The organism is Rhodococcus sp. BP-349 (genome assembly GCF_019835845.1).
Classification (GTDB): Bacteria; Actinomycetota; Actinomycetes; order Mycobacteriales; family Mycobacteriaceae; genus Rhodococcoides.
This window is the reverse complement of the sequence record NZ_JABUDR010000002.1, coordinates 501,844-518,684: the sequence shown is the minus strand read 5'-3', so window position 1 is coordinate 518,684 and position 16,841 is coordinate 501,844. Positions and strand designations below refer to the sequence as shown.

Sequence of the window (16,841 nt, the reverse complement as noted above, 5' to 3'; positions counted from 1 at the left end):
CGGTGACAACATGCGTAGTCAGACGCTCGGCTCCGACTCCCTCACCTGGCGTTGGTTCGGAGACTGGCGCGGGATCCTGCAGGGACCGTGGGCCGGCTCGATGCAGAACATGCACCCGGGTCTCGGCGCGGCCGTCAGCGAGCACTCGACGTTCGAGGTCGAGCGCTGGGAGCGCGTCATGCGCTCGCTCTATCCCATCGGCGGCGTCGTGTTCGACGGTGACCGCGCACCCGAGACCGCGGAACGAATCAGGCGTTACCACAACGACATCAGCGGACTCGATGCACACGGACGGCCGTACCACGCCCTCGATCCCGACATCTTCTACTGGGCGCACGCCACATTCTTCGTGGGGACCATGCGCACCGCCGAGTACTTCATGGGCGGCATCACCGACACCGAGCGCGAGCAGTTGTTCGACGAGCACCGACGGTGGTACGCCCTGTACGGCATGAGCATGCGCCCCGTGCCCGAGACGTGGTCCGACTTCCAGGCGTACTGGGACCGGATGTGTCGCACCGTTCTGGAGGACACCCCGGCCGCGCGCCTGGTCCTCGACATGTCGTCCGTGCCGGTGCCGCCGTTCCTGCCGATACCCGAGTGGCTGTGGTCCCGGATGCGCCCGGTCGTCGACCGCACCTTCCGGCGCATCACCGTCGGGCTCTACGACCCGTCGATCCGAGACCTGTTGGGCTACACGTGGACCGACCGGGACGAGCGCTGGCTGCGGCGCCTCGGCCTTCTGGTGAACGTGGTGTTCCGGGCCGTGCCGGCGCGGCGGCGCAAGCATCCGCGAGCGCGCGCCGGACTGGACCGCGCCGCCGGTCGGATCCCGGCCACCGCCCCGCTGGTCGAGACCCCGGACCGCAACCTCCCGCCCCCGGGTCGTCGGGAGAACCCGCGGCACTACGTTTCCGGGCGCTGAGGCTGAGTCGTCGGGATCGCCCTCGATTCTGCAGATCCGCGACGTCGAGCATCATCGTGTGGTTTCACACGCAAGCTGGTGGATCTCGTTGTGCACGAGCGAGTGCTCCGTCCACAGGCGCGGACCACCGTCAGACCTCGACATCCCACGCGAGACTCACACTCGGCCGATGGGAGTTCACACCAGACGACAGCTGATCGCCGGCGGCATCAGCGGCTCGACCGTCGACCGCAGAGCAGCGTCCGGCGAACTGCACCGTCTAGTGCCCGGCGTGTACTCCACCGAACCACCCACGTACGAGGACAGGTGTGCGGCGGTCCGACTGTGGAAACCGCATGCCGTCGCGAGTCACGACACCGCAGCCTGGATCTGGGGGCTGCTCCCGGCGGAACCCTCCATGGTCCACGTGACGGTGCCGTCGACGGGGTACGCGGGAGGTCCGGACTGGGTGCGTGTCCATCGTCGGACCCTGACGAACGTCAGATGGTTGGGTGACATACCTGTCGTGTCCCTCGAGCACGCGATCCTCGACGTCGCCGGCACGTTGACCCGGCCGCAGTTCGAGAAGGTGATCGACAGGGCGCTGTCACGGGCGGTGAGCTGGCGTTCCCTGGCTCAGCTGTGCGAGGAGGCGAAGGGGATGACCGGCATGCGTCTGCTGCGTGACCAGTTGCGGCGAGCATGCCCTCACACACTGTCCGAACCCGAGCGCATGGTGGCGCGAGCTCTCACCGCCCGCAACATGCACCTGGAGATCAACGGGAAGGTGGGTCCCTACTACGGAGATCTGGTGGACCGGCGCGGGCGCGTGGTGGTGGAGATCGATGGGCGTGAATTCCACACGGCTGCAGACGTCTTCACCAGCGATCGCCGTCGACAGAACGCACTGGTGTTGGACGGCTGGCTGGTTCTGAGGTACTCCGCTGCCACGGTGAAGGCGAGCGTAGCCGCAGTCGCGGACGAGATCATCGAGACGGTGCGCCGGCGACGGTCGCTCGCGCGGGTGTGAGCACACACGATCATCGTTGATTCTGCTGATTCGCGGAATCGTCGACGATCGTGTGGCTACAGCCGCATCGACGCCACCACCTCCCCCACGGCACCGTCGAACTGGTGCCCACCCCGCTGGTGCTCGACCACCCGGGCGTCCGGGAGCTGCGCGGAAGCCAGGGCCAGGTGGGAGAACGGCACCACGTCGTCGTCGCGGCAGTGGTGCAGCGTCAGGGAGACCTCCGACGGAACGGTCGGCCACTCGTACTGGGGGACGTCCCAGCCCGCGGCACTCCAGTCGGGCATCGCGAGCACCGTGGCGGCGGGAACCGGAACCGAGGCGAGCACGTGCAGCAGGACGGTGGCGCCGAAGGAGTGGGCGATCACGAGGTCGGGACTCGCCTCGAGGCCGCGGCGTATCGGCCCCGCCCACGCCTCGACGCTCATGTCGTCGCTCGGGATGCGGGGCATGTCGACCGTCGCGCCGAGCAGGGAACCGAGCCCCTCGGCCAGTGGCTCGTCGTCGTCCTCGCCGCCGGCGCCGTGGACGAACAGCAGTCTCGTCATACCGATACCGACTCGACGGGGCGCCGGAACTCACCGCGGAACGCCGAGAGCCGGCCACCCGTGAGGGTGACCGGCTCTCGTGCGATCAGGGAGCGGGACTCAGAAGTCCATGCCGCCCATGCCGCCGGTCGGATCGCCCGCGGGCGCTCCGGCCTTCTCCGGCTTGTCGGCGACGACGGCCTCGGTGGTGAGGAACAGAGCCGCGATCGACGCTGCGTTCTGCAGTGCCGAGCGGGTGACCTTGACCGGGTCGTTGATGCCGGCGGCGAGCAGGTCCTCGTACTCGTTGGTCGCGGCGTTGAGGCCGTGGCCGAGGGGGAGGTTGCGCACCTTCTCCGCGACGACGCCGGGCTCGAGGCCGGCGTTGAACGCGATCTGCTTCAGCGGTGCCTCGAGGGCGACGCGAACGATGTTCGCGCCGGTGGCCTCGTCGCCCGTGAGGTTGAGGTTCTCGAGTGCGGGAGCCGACTGCAGCAGCGCGACGCCACCACCGGCGACGATGCCCTCCTCGACAGCTGCCTTGGCGTTGCGCACGGCATCCTCGATGCGGTGCTTGCGCTCCTTGAGCTCGACCTCGGTGGCGGCACCGGCCTTGATGACTGCAACGCCACCGGCCAGCTTGGCCAGGCGCTCCTGCAGCTTCTCACGGTCGTAGTCCGAGTCGGAGTTCTCGATCTCGGAACGGATCTGCGAGACACGACCGGCGATGGCGTCGGCGTCGCCGGAGCCCTCGATGATGGTGGTCTCGTCCTTGGTCACGACGACCTTGCGAGCCTGGCCGAGCAGCTCGAGTCCAGCGCCCTCGAGGGAGAGGCCGACCTCTTCGCTGATGACCTCGCCACCGGTGAGGATGGCGATGTCGGCGAGCTGCGCCTTGCGACGGTCACCGAAGCCCGGTGCCTTGACGGCGACGGACTTGAAGGTGCCACGGATCTTGTTCACGACGAGGGTGGAGAGCGCTTCGCCCTCGACGTCCTCGGCGATGATCAGGAGCGGCTTGCCGGACTGGATGACCTTCTCCAGCAGGGGCAGCAGGTCCTTGACGGTGGAGACCTTCGAGCTGACGAGCAGGATGTACGCGTCCTCGAGGACGGCTTCCTGACGCTCGGCGTCGGTGACGAAGTATCCCGAGATGTAGCCCTTGTCGAAGCGCATGCCCTCGGTGAGCTCGAGCTGCAGGCCGAAGGTGTTGGACTCCTCGACCGTGATGACGCCTTCCTTGCCGACCTTGTCCATGGCCTCGGCGATGAGCTCGCCGATGGACGCGTCGCCCGCGGAGATACCAGCGGTCGCAGCGATCTGCTCCTTGGTGTCGATCTCCTTGGCGGACTTCAGCAGGGACTCGGTGACAGCGGCGACGGCTGCCTCGATGCCGCGCTTGAGGCCGAGCGGGTTCGCGCCGGCTGCGACGTTGCGCAGGCCTTCGCGGACGAGTGCCTGAGCGAGAACGGTCGCGGTGGTGGTGCCGTCACCTGCGACGTCGTCGGTCTTCTTGGCGACCTCTTTGACCAGCTCTGCGCCGATCTTCTCGTACGGGTCCTCCAGCTCGATCTCCTTGGCGATGGACACACCATCGTTGGTGATCGTGGGGGCGCCCCACTTCTTCTCGAGTACGACGTTGCGACCCTTGGGGCCCAACGTCACCTTGACTGCGTCGGCGAGGCTGTTCAAGCCCCGTTCGAGGCCACGGCGTGCCTCTTCGTCGAACGCGATGATCTTGGCCATTGCGAAGTGATCCTCCGGATTGGGGGTGACACACGAAGCGACCGCGGGTGGGTCGCTCCCTTTCCACATCCGGCCGAGTCGGTGCCCGCGACGGACGACCAGGGGTGTCGATGATTCCCGATCTCACCTCTTCGACCTGGCACTCACAGTACGCGAGTGCCAACCAGATTTCTAGCAGTCGAGGTGGTCGAGTGCAAGGTCGTCGTCGAGTGGTCGCGATTCACACGGTGTTCACCTGTCGGAACGACGACCGACTCACGCGTGAGAAGAATGTGTGACGCGACCAGTTGTCGCGCGCCACAACAGAATCCACGCGAATCGGACATATGCACCCGCCCACCCCTGCGGACGAAAGGACCACATCGTGTCCGATGCAGTCGACACCGGTTACGACAACTCGGCGATGGCACACGAGGAGGAGGGCTACGACAAGGGCCTGAAGCCTCGGCAACTGCAGATGATCGCCATCGGCGGCGCGATCGGCACCGGCCTGTTCCTCGGCGCGGGCGGCCGTCTCGAGTCCGCGGGCCCGGGCCTGTTCATCATCTACGCCGTCTGCGGCGTCTTCGTCTTCTTCATCCTCCGAGCGCTCGGCGAGTTGGTGCTCCACCGCCCGTCCTCCGGATCGTTCGTCTCCTACGCCCGCGAGTTCTACGGCGAGAAGGCCGCCTACGCGGCCGGGTGGATGTACTTCCTCAACTGGGCGATGACGGCGATCGTCGACGTCACGGCCGTCGCGACGTACATGCACTACTGGGGCGCCTTCAAGGGCATCCCGCAGTGGACCATCGCCCTGATCGCCCTGGCCATCGTGCTCGCCGTGAACCTGGTGTCGGTGAAGTGGTTCGGCGAGATGGAGTTCTGGGCGGCCATGATCAAGGTCGCGGCGCTGGTGACCTTCCTGGTCGTGGGCACCGTCTTCCTCGCCGGTCGTTTCGACGTCGACGGCCAGTCGACCGGCTTCGGCGTCATCTCGGGCAACGGCGGCCTCTTCCCCACCGGGGCGTGGCCGTTGGTCATCGTCACGTCGGGTGTCGTCTTCGCCTACGCGGCCGTCGAGCTGGTCGGGACCGCGGCCGGAGAGACCGAGAACCCGGCGAAGGTCATGCCGCGGGCCATCAACTCCGTCATCTTCCGCATCGCGGTGTTCTACGTGGGATCGCTGATCCTGCTGGCGCTGCTGTTGCCGTACACCACCTACCGGGCCGGGGAGAGCCCCTTCGTCACGTTCTTCTCCCGCATCGGCGTCGACGGCGCCGGCACGATCATGAACATCGTCGTGGTCACCGCGGCGCTGTCCAGCCTCAACGCGGGGCTGTACTCGACGGGCCGCATCCTGCGGTCGATGGCGATGAACGGCAGTGCGCCGTCGTTCACGGCGCGGATGAGCCGGAACGGTGTCCCCTACGGGGGCATCCTGCTCACCGGCGCCCTGACACTGCTCGGCGTGGCGCTCAACGCGTTCAAGCCCGGCGAGGCGTTCGAGATCGTGCTCAACATGTCGGCCCTCGGCATCATCGCCTCGTGGGCGACCATCGTGCTCTGCCAGCTGCAGCTCTACCGGTGGAGCCGCAAAGGCATCCTCGAACGGCCGTCGTTCCGGCTCTTCGGGGCGCCGTACACGAGCTACGCGACGCTCGCGTTCCTCGCCGCGGTGCTGGTCCTCATGGCGCTCGACGCCCCGATCGGGACGTGGACCGTCGCCACACTCGTCGTCATCGTGCCGATGCTCATCGGCGGCTGGTTCCTCGTCCGGGCCCGCGTCCTCAGCGTCGCCGAGGAGCGGATGGGCTACACGGGCAAGTACCCCGTCGTCGCGAACCGGCCGACGGATCCCGAGACGCCGAGCGACTAGCGACGTCGGTACCAGGGCCGGTCGGGCTCAGGTGGCGGGTAGGCCGGAGGCCGGTCGGGCTCAGGTGGCGGGTAGGCCGGAGGCCGGTCGGGCTCAGGTGGCGTGTGGTCCCTCAGGGCCCGCGCCACCGCCACGCTCAGGTCGTGGCCCGACGCGAACCGGTCCGCCGGCTCCTTGGCCAGCGCGCGCTGCACGACGGCGTCGAGGCGGGTCGGCAGGTCGGCCCGACGCGAGCTGACGGACGGCGGGGTCCGCCTCAGCTGGGCGTCCATGACGGCGAACGGAGTGGCCAGCGGGAACGGCGGCCGTCCCGTGAGCAGTTCGACGAGGGTGGCACCGAGCGCGTAGATGTCGGTGCGGGCGGTGAGTGTGCCGCCCCGCAGCAGTTCGGGTGCCGCGTAGCCGATCGACGTCAGCACCGTCCCGTCGTCCGACACCAGCGGTGTCGGCGAGGTCGTCAGCCGCGCGATTCCCCAGTCGGACAGCAGAACCTGCTCCCGGGTGTCCGCATCGGCGACACTCGAGAGCAGGATGTTGGCCGGCTTGACGTCCCGGTGGACGATCCCGAGTCCGTGCGCGTGATCGAGGGCTCTCGCCACGCCGTCGACGATGCGGGCGGCTCGGTGGACGTCGAGCGGAATCTGTCCGCGCGCGACGAGGCGGGCGGCGCTGTACCCGTCGACGTGGGGCATCGACATCCACGGCCGACCGTGGAACTCGCCGTGATCGTGCGCCGCGACGATGTTGGGGTGTTGCAGCAGGGCCCCGATCTGCACCTCGGCCGCGAACGCGTCCCGCGGGCCGTCCGCACGCAGGATCTTCAGCGTCTCCGCAGGTGCCGATCCACGTCGGGCGAGATACACCTCGGCGGTGCCGCCGTGACCGAGCAGTCTCTCGACGCGGAACCCCGCGAACCTGGATCCCGGCCGCAGGACCACTACCGACCGACCTCCAGCACCGCCGGCAGGTCCGCGACGGAGTCGACGACGAACGCCGGTTGCATCGCGTACTGGTCGCGTGCGTGCCGGTCGAGGCGTTCCTGACGGAACTTGCCCGTGCGGACCAGCATGCCGCGCATGCCGACGACCTGGGCGGCGAGCACGTCGTTGTCGAGATCGTCCCCGACCATCACCACCAGGTCCGGATCGACGCCCATGCGTTCCGCCGACGTCTGGAAGCCCAGCGGCGCCGGTTTGCCGACCGCCGTCGCCGTGCGGCCGGACGCGGCCTCCATGCCCGTCAGGTACATGCCGGTGTCGATGCGCAGCCCCTCGGCCGTGGTCCACATGAGGCTGCGGTGCATCGCGACGACGGGCACGCCCTGACACATCCAGTCGTAGACCCGGCTGAGCGCCTCGTGGGTGAACTGCTCGCCCGCGCCGCCGAGCACCACCACGTCCGGATCGCTGTCGACCCACTCCACGCCGGGCAGATCGTCGGCGATCCGGCCGCTGTTGAGGAGGACGCACCGCGCACCGGGGTACCGCGTCCGCAGGTGGTCGGCGGTGAGAGTGGCCGCGGTGACGATCTCGTCGGCGTGCACCTCGATGCCCGCATCGGTGAGCGCGTCGGAGATCTGCTCCCGCGTCTTCGACGTCGTGTTGGTCAAAAACGCGCACGCCACGTCATTGCTGCGCAGCATGCTCACCGTCTCCGCGGCCCCGGGCACGGGACGCCAACTGGTCATGAGCACACCGTCGATGTCGAACAGCACCCCACCGATCGGACTCATGCGACGAGCCTAGTGCCGCTACGGGTTCGGGGCAGGATGGGCGAGTTCGACGTTCTCGGCCGTGCCCGCGGACCGTGCGAGGGCCACCGCCGAGACCACCACGAGGATCAGGGCGACGACGAGCACCACGGTGACCTCACGATCGGCGTCGAGGTACTCGCCCAGCACGACGAATCCCAGCAGCGACGCGACCATCGGCTCCATCACGGTCGTCGCGGGCAGCGAGGCCTGCAAGGCGCCCACCTGGAAGGCCGACTGCTGCAGGGAGATCGCGACAACGGCCACGCCGATCAGCGCGTACGGCTCGACGGAGGTCAGCAGCGGCGCCGGCCCGCGTCCGGCGAGGTGGACGACGCTCTTGGTCAGTACAGCCGCGACACCGAACAGCGCACCGCCGGCCAGTCCGAGCAGCAGGGCGCGCCGGGACCGGGAGCCGGTGCGCGCACCGAGAACACAGGCGAGAACGAACGGGATCCCGACGCCGAGAACGATGATCCAGTGCTGCGCCTCGGCGCGTTCCACGCCGGGCCGCGGATCGCCCACGACGACGAGGACCGCGATGGCCGCCGTCAGCGCGGCAGCCCACAGCCAGTCCTTCGCCGACACGGTGCGGCCGGAGAACCGAGCACCCAGCGGCAGAGCGAACAGCAGGGACAACACGAGGAGTGGCTGCACCAGGAGCAGGGATCCGAGTCCCAACGCCGCCGCCTGCAGGCCGTAACCGCAGATGCCGACGACCGTGCCGATCCACCACAGAGGCTCGCGGATCAGCGTGGTAATGGGCCCCAGCCGACCGACCGACTCGTCGGGAATCGATGCCGCCGACCGCTGGCGGACGACGGTGCCGACAGCGATGCACGCCGCCGCCCCGACGGCGCAGAGCACCGCCAGGACGGTGGCGTTCACGACCGTTACAGACCGGCGATGCAGGACCGCCCGGTGGAGAGATCGAGCGCGAAGGAGTTGAGGCCGGCGCAGTTCACACCCGTGACCGTGCTGGCGGTGGCGCCGCCGCCGTAGCCGGCGATGGCGACGGAGGTGGCACCGTTCGTGGCGAAGGACTGCGAGATGCCGCCACCGAGGGAGTACGAGTACGAGGTACCCGCTCCCAGAACAGCACTCAGTGCGGTGCCGAAGCCGGTGGCGTTCGACGTCGAGCGCCCGCCGTCGGCGACGCTGACCGCGGTGCCGCTCTCGGACGCCGACGACGTGGCGACGCCGGCGCCGGTGGACTTGGCTCCGCAGCTGGCCGTGTCGCTCACCTGGATGTCGTTGGCCGCGGGCGGGGAGACGCAGGTGACGGGGGCCGCGGACGCCACCCCGGTACCGAGGATCGCCCCTGCGGCGATGGTGGCGCCGACCGCGACGGCTGCGCCGAATCGCGTTGCACGAGAGGAACTTCGATCCGAGCGCGTGGCGTTGGAGAAGAGGGACGAGGTGGGGATGAACGACACGGACGGCTCCTGAGGCTGTGCGAGAGAATGCATCGTGCAATGCACCGCAGACCTTACCGCCCGCTCGTCCCTACCGGCGGGTAACTCCATAACGATTCGATGTTGGGTTCAGCGGACGTGGCGCTGCCAGTCCCAGGGGACCCGAGACGACGGTCCGGGCACCGTCTGGTCCATCGGATGATGCTGCGGTGCAGCGAGTTCGGGCCCGTCGAAGCCCTCCTCGGTGACGTAGTTCCAGAACCAGGTCTCCCCGGGTTCGAACGACTGCACGACGGGATGACCGCTGGTCGCGGCATGGGCACTCGCGTGCTGCGACGGGGAGGAGTCACAGCATCCGACGTGGCCGCACTGAGCGCACCGACGCAGGTGCACCCACCACCCGTCGGTGGCATCGCACTCCACGCAGCCCGCGCCGCTGGGCGGTACCGCGGTGTCGATTCCGTTCGTACTCATCCGACTTCCTCCTCTGCGGTCGGCATCGGCGCCCCTGCCGGGCCGTCGATAGGTATCCGTACCTGGAACCGGGTGTCTCCCGGCTCCGACAGCAACCGTAGATCGCCGCCGTGCTTCTTCACCACGATCCGCCACGAGATGTCGAGGCCCAGACCGGTGCCCTCGCCCACGGGCTTGGTGGTGAAGAACGGTTCGAAGATGCGGGACCGGATCGCCTCGGGCACCCCCGGGCCCGTGTCCCTGATCTCGATGAGGGCCGTGTCGTTCTCCCGCGCGGTGCGCAGGGTCAGGGTTCCGTGACCGTCCATGGCCTGCACGGCGTTGTCGATCAGGTTGGTCCACACCTGGTTGAGCTCCGCGGCGTACGCCGCGACGGGAGGCAGCGCCGGGTCGAAGTCCTTGACCACCGTGATGTCGTCGCCGATCTTGCGGCCGAGCATCACCAGGGTGCTCTTGAGGAGGACCCGCAGATCCACCTTCTGGAACGGCGCACGGTCCATCTGCGAATACTGCTTCGCAGCGTTGACCAGCGTCGACACCCGTGTGGTGGAGTCGGAGATCTCGTTCATGAGCAGTTCGGTCTCGATGGTGTAGTTCAGCCAGCGGATCGTGCTCTCGAGCAGTTCCGCCCCCGTGTCCGCGGCGACGCGCTCGAGCCAGTCGGCCTCGATGCCGGCCTGCACGAACGTCGGGGCGAGGTCCCACCCGTCGGTGATGCCGTGGTCCTCGAACCACTCCCCCAGCGCGTCCTCCCGGTCGGAGGCCTCCATGGGAGTGAGCTCCGGCGCCTTGCCCACCAGTTCGGCGGCCTCGTCCTGCAACCGGATCAGACCCGTCAGGGAGTCGGTGTCGTAGACGCCCGACGCGATGACGCCGAGTTTGCGCCGCATGTGCGACACCCGGTCCCGCAGCGCCGCCGTCGCGCGGACCGCCGCGGCGGCAGGGTTGTTCAACTCGTGCGTCAGACCGGCCGACAGCGACCCCAGTGCCAGGAGCCGTTCCCGCTGGTCGATGACCTGCTTGCTGCTCTGCTGCCCGAAGAAGAGCCCCTCGAGCATGTGGACCGCCATGGGGAACCACTCGCGTACCAGGTTCCCGAACTGCTCGGCGTCGAGCACGAAGAACCGGGACGGACGCGTGACGTCCATGCCCGACATGTACTTCTGCGGGGCGCGGTCCCCGAGGTACGCCTGCCACGCACCCGCGTAGACACCCCGCGCCGACGTGCGGTTCACCTCGATCTTCTCGCCGCCCGACATCTTGGTCAACACCAGCTCACCGTCGAGGAGCACGTAGAAACACGTGGCATCCTCGCCCTCGGCGAACACGGGGCCGGCCTCGATCATCTCGACGTGCCCGTGGGCGCACAGCTGCTCGAGCTGCTCGTCGGCGAGCGACTCGAAGAGGAACAGTGTCCTCAGTTCCTCGGTACTGCAGTCGAGTTCGGTCATGATGATCCAGCTTCCGGGACGTGTGCGGCGGTCAGGGTTGGGCGAGATAGCGGTGGACGAGCATGACGGCCATCGCACCCTCACCGACGGCCGACGCGACGCGCTTGGCGGAGTCCGCGCGTACGTCGCCCGCCGCGAAGATGCCGGGCACGCTGGTCTCGAGATGGTGCGGTGCGCGGTCGACCGACCAGCCCGGCGGGCGGGTCCCGTCGACCGTGAGGTCCTGACCCGAGACGACGAAGCCGTGGCGGTCGCGTACCACCACGCCGTCCAGCCACTCGGTCCGCGGCGCCGCCCCGATGAAGAGGAACAGGTAGCCCGTGTCGACGGTCTCCTCGTCGCCGGAGACCTTGTCGCGCAGGGTGATCTGTTCGAGGTGGCCGTCGCCGTGCGCGGCGGTCACCTCGGTGCAGGGGCGGACGGAGATGACGGGGTTCTTCTCGATCTGCTGCACGAGGTAGTACGACATGGAGGCTTCCAGCGACTCGGCACGCACCACGATGGTCACCGACCGCGCCCACTTCGACAGGTACATCGCTGCCTGACCGGCGGAGTTCGCGCCGCCCACGACGTACACGTCCTGGTCGGTACAGCCGACCGCCTCGGTGACCGCGGAGCCGTAGAAGACGCCGCGGCCGGCGAACTCGTCGACCCCCGGCGCCGGATGCCGGCGGTAGGAGACACCCGTGGCGAGAATGATCGAGTGCGCGGCGATCGCACTGCCGTCGGTCAGACGCACCACGCGCGCCGGCCCGTCGACCTCGACGCCCGCGACCTCGCGGGTGGTGACGAGCTCGGCGCCGAACTTCTCGGCCTGCCGACGTGCACGCTCGGCCAGTTGTGCGCCGGACACCCCGTCCGGGAAACCGAGGTAATTCTCGATGCGCGAGCTCTGACCCGCCTGCCCACCCGTCGCGGTGCGTTCGACGAGGACCGTCCGGAGACCCTCGGACGCGCCGTAGACGGCCGCGCCCAGGCCGGCGGGCCCGCCGCCCACGACGACGAGGTCGTAGAAGTCCTCCGTCGGCGTGGTGCCCAGACCGAAGTACTCGGCCAACTCGGTGTCGGTGGGGTCGAGCAGACACGAGCCGTCCGCGCACACCACCACCGGCAGCGTGCGATCGTCGTGGCCCGCGGCCGCCAGCAGACGCGCTCCCTCGGGCTCGTCCGCGAGGAACCACCGGTACGGGAGCCTGTTGCGGGCGAGGAACTCGCGCATCTCCGACGATCGAGACGCCCACCGACCCGCGATGATCTTGGTCTCCAGGATGGGCCGGATGTCGGCGGCGTGCCACGCGTCGAGCAGCGTGTCCACCACCGGGTACAGCTTCTCCTCCGGTGGGTCCCACGGCTTGAGCAGGTAGTAGTCGAGGTCGACGACATTGATCGCCTCGATGGCGGCGTCGGTGTCCGCGTACGCGGTGAGGAGCACGCGCCGCGCGAACGGGAAGATGTCCATGGCCTGCTCGAGGAACTCGAGACCGCTCATCGACGGCATGCGGTAGTCCGCGAGCAGTACCGCGACCTGGTCACCGCGCAACGCGATCTCTCGCATCGCCTCCAGGGCGGACTCGCCGGACTCCGCCCGGATGATGCGGTACTTCTCGCCGTACTTGCGCCGCAGATCGCGGGCGACGGCGCGGGACACCCCGGGATCGTCGTCCACGGTGAGGATGGCCGGCTTGCTCGCGCCGGCCGAACTTCGGGGAGCTGGGTCGCTCACGAACCCGCCTTTCCACTCGTCACGACGGCGACAGTATGTCAGCGTCGTCGGCGGGGCGCCTGACTTCGCTTGGCGGCCGGCCCCGGAGCAGCTGCCTTCTTCTTCTTCCTCGGCGGTGTCCCGCGTTCGGACTCGGTACGCGAACTGTGCGCGGCCCGTCCGCGCACCACCCCCAGGAACTCCTGCGGCAGGTCGAGTGTTCCCTCCTCGGGTGCGGCGACCGATGTGGGCCAGGCCAGGAAGATCCGGGTGGGGTCCGCGTCGGTGACGGGCCGATAGAGCAGGTCCTTGCGACTGTGCAGTCGAGCCAGCGAGTGCGGCACGAGCACCGGGCCGACACCTGCGGCCACCATCTCGAGCGTCGTCGGCAGCGTCGCCTCGGATCGGTCGGTGCCGTCCTGCAGCGACTCGCCCTCGAGATCACCGAGCGTGACGGCGTCGTAGGCCGCGGCCGGATGGTCCTTGGGCACCACCACGACGGCGACCTCGGAGTACAGCGGGACGCAGTGCAGCCCCTCCCGCTCGGCGGGCTCCCGCACGAAGCACATGTCGACCACACCCGTCCGCAGCGCGTCGAGCTGGTCCGACTCCTCGACGACGACCGTCTGCAGGTCGGTGCCGGGGTGGCGATCCGCCCAGATGCGGGTCCATTTCGTGACCGTCACTCCCGGAACGAACCCGACCCGCAGCGTCGGCCGCGCGGGCGCTGCCGCAGCCTCCTCTGCGCGGCGGCGATCGTCCTCGGCCACGACGTCGCGGGCCCGGTCGAGCAGAGCCCGTCCGGCCTCGGTGAGTTCGGTCGGACCGTCGCCCGGAACGAACAGGGGTTCGCCTACCTCGTCCTGCAGGTCCTTGACCGCAGCACTCAGGCGGAGCCGGGAGATGTTCAGCGCCTTCGCCGCGCGCCCGAACGCGAGCGTCTCGGCGACCTCGATGTACCAGCGCAGGACGGTCGCATCGTTCACCGGGCCAGCGTAGTCCCCGCTGCGCTCGGCCGACTTCCTGCTGCGCTCGGCCGTGCTCGGCCGTGCGGGCGCTACGCTGGCGCGGTGAGCCAGGACCTGAACACCCAGACGATGAAGCCTCTGACGGCTGCTGCCAAGCTCGGCATCTTCCTGCCGGCGGCGCCGGAGGAGTTCCGCTCCCAGCCCATCACGCGAGGCGACCTCGAGGCTCTGCGCCAGAACCCGCCGCAGTGGTTGAGCGATCTGTGGACGGCCGGTCCGTTCCCCCGCGACGTCGTGGCTCGCAAACTCGGCGTCACCAACACCGCGCTGGCGCGCAACGACGTGTCCGACTCGATGACGCAGGCCGAGATCGACGCGCTGTCCGCCGAGGAACCGGACTGGCTGAAGGCCGAACGCGAGAACTACGCCGAGGTGCAGCGCGAGGCCGTCCGCGTCAAGGAGAAGGAAGAGGCGCGCCGGGCGCAGACCAACAGGCCCCCGAAGAACCGCTGACGGACGCGCGGCCCGGCGAGTCGGGTCAGCCGACGAAGCGCCGGTCGACCACGTCGACCTGCGGAGCCTGATACGCCGAGCGGCGCCGCCCGACCTCGTCGACGCCGCCCATCAGCGCGGCTACCAGACCTGCGGGGTCGGTGTTCCACTGACGTTCGATGGCCTCGATCTCACCCGGCAGAAACAGGCCGGTGAACCGCAGATCGGACACCCACTGCCCGATGTCGCCGCACGAGATGGTGGTCAGGACGTTCTGGTCCACGCCGATCTCGAACTCGTCGCAGAAGACTGCGCGGATCATCTCGGTGTGGCCGGTGTTGACCGCGTGCGAGCGGTGCGCCAGAAGGTCGTGCATGTGGTTCTCCCCGACACGAGGGGCGTCGACACGACGCCGAATCTGTGTGTAACGACGCGGGATCGTGTAGCGATACACCATCTCGTCCGTGGGCCGAAGCGTACGCGCCGGAGGACAGTCCCGGGGCTCCTGTGACAACTTCGTGAGAAAACACAACTGGTGCTGAACGCGTGCTGGGGGGCAGGTGGAGCGCATACTGACCGGCATGACCGCCGTCGCCGCTGTTCTGGCCGCTCTCGCCGCCGCGCTCCACGTGTACATCTTCGTTCTGGAGTCACTGGTCTTTCGCACCAAGGGCCGTCACGTCTTCGGCGTGCGGGAGGACTCCCACGTCGACGTCGTCGAGCGGTGGGCCTTCAACCAGGGCTTCTACAACCTGTTTCTCGCGGTGGGTGCCGCGGTCGGCGCGGTGAACCTGGCAGCGGGGAATCACACCGTCGGCGCCGTCCTGGTCTTCGTGTCCGCGGGATCGATGGTCGGCGCCGGCAGTGTTCTGCTCGGCACCGACCGTCGGATGATGAAGGGCGCGCTCGTGCAGATCGTCCCCGCAGGACTGGCCGTCGTGGCCACCGCACTCGCTCTCTGAGTCGCCCCGGTCAGGCCGAGAGCAACACCCGAACGCCGACGGCGCCATCGCCGACGACCGACGCGACCGCGCTGCGCACATCCGTCAACTTCTCGGCGACGGTGCGCAGCGATGCGGACTCCTCGGCACGCACCACCACGGTGATCACCGGAACACGTCCACCGTCGGACCGTTCGTGACGCAGGCGTGCACGCGCGGACTTCACGCCGTCGACCTCGCGGGCAGTGTCGGCCGCCTTGTGGGCGACCGATCGCAGATCGACGGTCACGCGGCCGTCGGGATCGCCGGTGACCGGCAGCGTCAGGGTGCGCCCCGCTGACGAAGGAAGCCTGCGGAGCAGCGAGAACACCACGAGCAGCGCGATCAGCACCCCGGCGCCGAGGAGAGCCCACGGCCACCACTGCTGCTCCTGCGCGTCGGTCACCACCGACGCGTCGACCTCGGTGAGCTCGAACGGGAGTCGATCACGCTGCCACAGTGCGGCACCACCGCCGACGGCCACGAGCGCGAGTCCGATGATCAGGACACCGAGGCGGTCGAAGAACACCGTGGTCCGCTTCATTTCTCGCCTCCTGCGACAGTCGGGGTGGCCGTGGTCTCGGGTGCGGCTGCGACCGCGGGTTCCGGCTCGGTCACCTTCGCCAGGTCGGCCTTGTGCACCCACACGTCCTCCGCGATCCCGCTGGACCGGTACCGACGGGCGCGCCACTTGAGCGAGGCCAGGACGAGCAGGGCGCCGACGACCGCGATGGCGATGCCCGCGGGGAACATCCACGACAGGGGTGTGAGTCCGTCGATCCAGTCGAGTGCACTCGCCGTCCACTCTCGACCGCTGATGACGGAGAATCCGACCAGCGCGTCGCGGATCAGCACGCCGGCCCCGGCGAGGAGCAGCAGCGACACCACGATCGCGATCGGGGTCGCGGCCGGAGCCGCGAGCGGCCGGGTGGTCGGCGCCGGTGTCGCGCCCGACGCCGGCGCGGCGGACGAGGACACGGAACCGAAGTCGCCGACGTGTACGTCGACGGAATCCGTGCGCAGGCCCGAGTCGGTCATGCCGCGCGCGATGTCGCGGCGGAGATCGTCGGCGACGGACGCCGCCGAGCGCGGCCACGCCACGGTCACGTCGACGGCGGCGCGTACGCGGTCGTCCTGCTTCGTCACCTTCACCCGGGACGGTCTGCGGCCGAAGCTCCCGCCGGAGGTGACGACACCGTCGGTGCGACCGAGGGAGGCGTCGGCGATGGACTCGACCGCGCGATCGAGGACTGTGAGCGATCCACGCTGCGCGGGGTCGACCGTCCCCGGATCGGGCCTGACGGACGGGTCTTTCGGGACGGTGCCCGCTGCGTCCGCCGTGTCGCTCGGGGCGGTGTCAGCCACGGCCGCGACCTCGCAGGAGTGCCTCGGGGTCGAAGTTTCCGTCGCGGTACGCGCCGACGGCGAACCCGATCGCACCCAGGACGAGAGCGACGAGGAATCCGGTGAATCCGCCGGCTGCGGCAGCGACTGCCAGAAGGAGGCCGGCGAGAAGGCCGATGGTCGAGGAGGTCATGGTGCTCCGA

The 16,841-nt window shown here is 69.0% G+C and carries 19 protein-coding genes; 5 read left to right on the top strand and 14 right to left on the bottom strand.

Features of this window, described 5'->3' with window-relative positions; translation table 11 throughout:
• The first annotated feature begins 10 nt into the window (after nt 1–10).
• The gene (locus tag HQ325_RS12890; protein WP_222630115.1) at nt 11–925 is read left to right on the top strand and encodes an oxygenase MpaB family protein; all 915 of its coding nucleotides are present in this window, start codon (nt 11–13) and stop codon (nt 923–925) included.
• 169 nt (nt 926–1,094) lie between these two features.
• Nucleotides 1,095–1,934: a type IV toxin-antitoxin system AbiEi family antitoxin domain-containing protein gene (locus tag HQ325_RS12885; RefSeq protein WP_222630113.1), complete on the top strand. Its 840-nt coding sequence runs from the start codon at nt 1,095–1,097 to the stop codon at nt 1,932–1,934.
• Nucleotides 1,935–1,990: 56 nt separating this feature from the next.
• Here HQ325_RS12885 and HQ325_RS12880 read toward each other — a convergent pair whose 3' ends face one another.
• A complete protein-coding gene (locus HQ325_RS12880) occupies nt 1,991–2,482 on the bottom strand; it encodes an alpha/beta fold hydrolase (protein ID WP_222630110.1) in 492 nt (163 codons plus the stop codon).
• A 99-nt stretch (nt 2,483–2,581) separates the two neighbouring features.
• Nucleotides 2,582–4,207, bottom strand: a complete 1,626-nt coding sequence (gene groL / locus HQ325_RS12875) for a chaperonin GroEL (RefSeq protein ID WP_027506274.1) — start codon at nt 4,205–4,207, stop codon at nt 2,582–2,584.
• A gap of 403 nt (nt 4,208–4,610) precedes the next feature.
• Here groL and HQ325_RS12870 point away from each other — a divergent pair, with 403 nt between their 5' ends.
• A complete protein-coding gene (locus tag HQ325_RS12870; RefSeq protein WP_197027817.1) occupies nt 4,611–6,062 on the top strand; it encodes an amino acid permease in 1,452 nt (483 codons plus the stop codon).
• On the opposite strand, the gene HQ325_RS12865 is transcribed toward HQ325_RS12870, so the two are convergent.
• From HQ325_RS12865 to HQ325_RS12830, 8 genes are all read right to left on the bottom strand, one after another.
• Nucleotides 6,059–7,000, bottom strand: coding sequence for a serine/threonine-protein kinase (locus HQ325_RS12865; protein WP_222630108.1), 942 nt, complete (start codon nt 6,998–7,000; stop codon nt 6,059–6,061). The genes HQ325_RS12870 and HQ325_RS12865 overlap by 4 nt on opposite strands.
• Nucleotides 7,000–7,794: an HAD-IIA family hydrolase gene (locus HQ325_RS12860; RefSeq protein WP_222630107.1), complete on the bottom strand. Its 795-nt coding sequence runs from the start codon at nt 7,792–7,794 to the stop codon at nt 7,000–7,002. The genes HQ325_RS12865 and HQ325_RS12860 overlap by 1 nt, the downstream gene beginning before the upstream one ends.
• 18 nt (nt 7,795–7,812) lie before the next feature.
• Nucleotides 7,813–8,700, bottom strand: a complete 888-nt coding sequence (locus HQ325_RS12855; protein WP_222630105.1) for a DMT family transporter — start codon at nt 8,698–8,700, stop codon at nt 7,813–7,815.
• A 5-nt stretch (nt 8,701–8,705) separates the two neighbouring features.
• Complete coding sequence (locus HQ325_RS12850; RefSeq protein WP_261778190.1) at nt 8,706–9,281, bottom strand: DUF6764 family protein; 576 nt, start codon at nt 9,279–9,281, stop codon at nt 8,706–8,708.
• 75 nt (nt 9,282–9,356) lie between these two features.
• Nucleotides 9,357–9,701, bottom strand: a complete 345-nt coding sequence (locus HQ325_RS12845; protein WP_222630102.1) for a UBP-type zinc finger domain-containing protein — start codon at nt 9,699–9,701, stop codon at nt 9,357–9,359.
• Nucleotides 9,698–11,152 (bottom strand): ATP-binding protein, encoded by a 1,455-nt coding sequence (locus HQ325_RS12840; RefSeq protein WP_222630099.1) that lies wholly within the window; start codon nt 11,150–11,152, stop codon nt 9,698–9,700. The genes HQ325_RS12845 and HQ325_RS12840 overlap by 4 nt, the downstream gene beginning before the upstream one ends.
• Nucleotides 11,153–11,183: 31 nt before the next feature.
• On the bottom strand, nt 11,184–12,875 hold the full coding sequence (locus tag HQ325_RS12835) for an FAD-dependent oxidoreductase (protein WP_222630096.1): 1,692 nt from the start codon (nt 12,873–12,875) through the stop codon (nt 11,184–11,186).
• Nucleotides 12,876–12,913: 38 nt separating this feature from the next.
• A complete protein-coding gene (locus tag HQ325_RS12830; protein WP_222630094.1) occupies nt 12,914–13,840 on the bottom strand; it encodes a LysR family transcriptional regulator in 927 nt (308 codons plus the stop codon).
• An 84-nt stretch (nt 13,841–13,924) separates the two neighbouring features.
• Here HQ325_RS12830 and HQ325_RS12825 point away from each other — a divergent pair, with 84 nt between their 5' ends.
• Complete coding sequence (locus HQ325_RS12825; protein ID WP_308014475.1) at nt 13,925–14,335, top strand: DUF5997 family protein; 411 nt, start codon at nt 13,925–13,927, stop codon at nt 14,333–14,335.
• Nucleotides 14,336–14,360: 25 nt separating this feature from the next.
• On the opposite strand, the gene HQ325_RS12820 is transcribed toward HQ325_RS12825, so the two are convergent.
• Nucleotides 14,361–14,690: a hypothetical protein gene (locus tag HQ325_RS12820; protein WP_222630090.1), complete on the bottom strand. Its 330-nt coding sequence runs from the start codon at nt 14,688–14,690 to the stop codon at nt 14,361–14,363.
• A gap of 205 nt (nt 14,691–14,895) precedes the next feature.
• Here HQ325_RS12820 and HQ325_RS12815 point away from each other — a divergent pair, with 205 nt between their 5' ends.
• Nucleotides 14,896–15,276: a DUF1304 domain-containing protein gene (locus tag HQ325_RS12815; protein ID WP_027506264.1), complete on the top strand. Its 381-nt coding sequence runs from the start codon at nt 14,896–14,898 to the stop codon at nt 15,274–15,276.
• Between the two features lie 10 nt (nt 15,277–15,286).
• On the opposite strand, the gene HQ325_RS12810 is transcribed toward HQ325_RS12815, so the two are convergent.
• From HQ325_RS12810 to HQ325_RS12800, 3 genes are read right to left on the bottom strand one after another with little or no spacing between them, the layout of a single operon-like run.
• Nucleotides 15,287–15,838, bottom strand: a complete 552-nt coding sequence (locus HQ325_RS12810; protein WP_222630087.1) for a hypothetical protein — start codon at nt 15,836–15,838, stop codon at nt 15,287–15,289.
• The gene (locus tag HQ325_RS12805) at nt 15,835–16,659 is read right to left on the bottom strand and encodes an Asp23/Gls24 family envelope stress response protein (protein WP_222630084.1); all 825 of its coding nucleotides are present in this window, start codon (nt 16,657–16,659) and stop codon (nt 15,835–15,837) included. The genes HQ325_RS12810 and HQ325_RS12805 overlap by 4 nt, the downstream gene beginning before the upstream one ends.
• The gene (locus HQ325_RS12800; protein WP_027506261.1) at nt 16,652–16,831 is read right to left on the bottom strand and encodes a DUF2273 domain-containing protein; all 180 of its coding nucleotides are present in this window, start codon (nt 16,829–16,831) and stop codon (nt 16,652–16,654) included. The genes HQ325_RS12805 and HQ325_RS12800 overlap by 8 nt, the downstream gene beginning before the upstream one ends.
• Nucleotides 16,832–16,841: the final 10 nt, after the last annotated feature.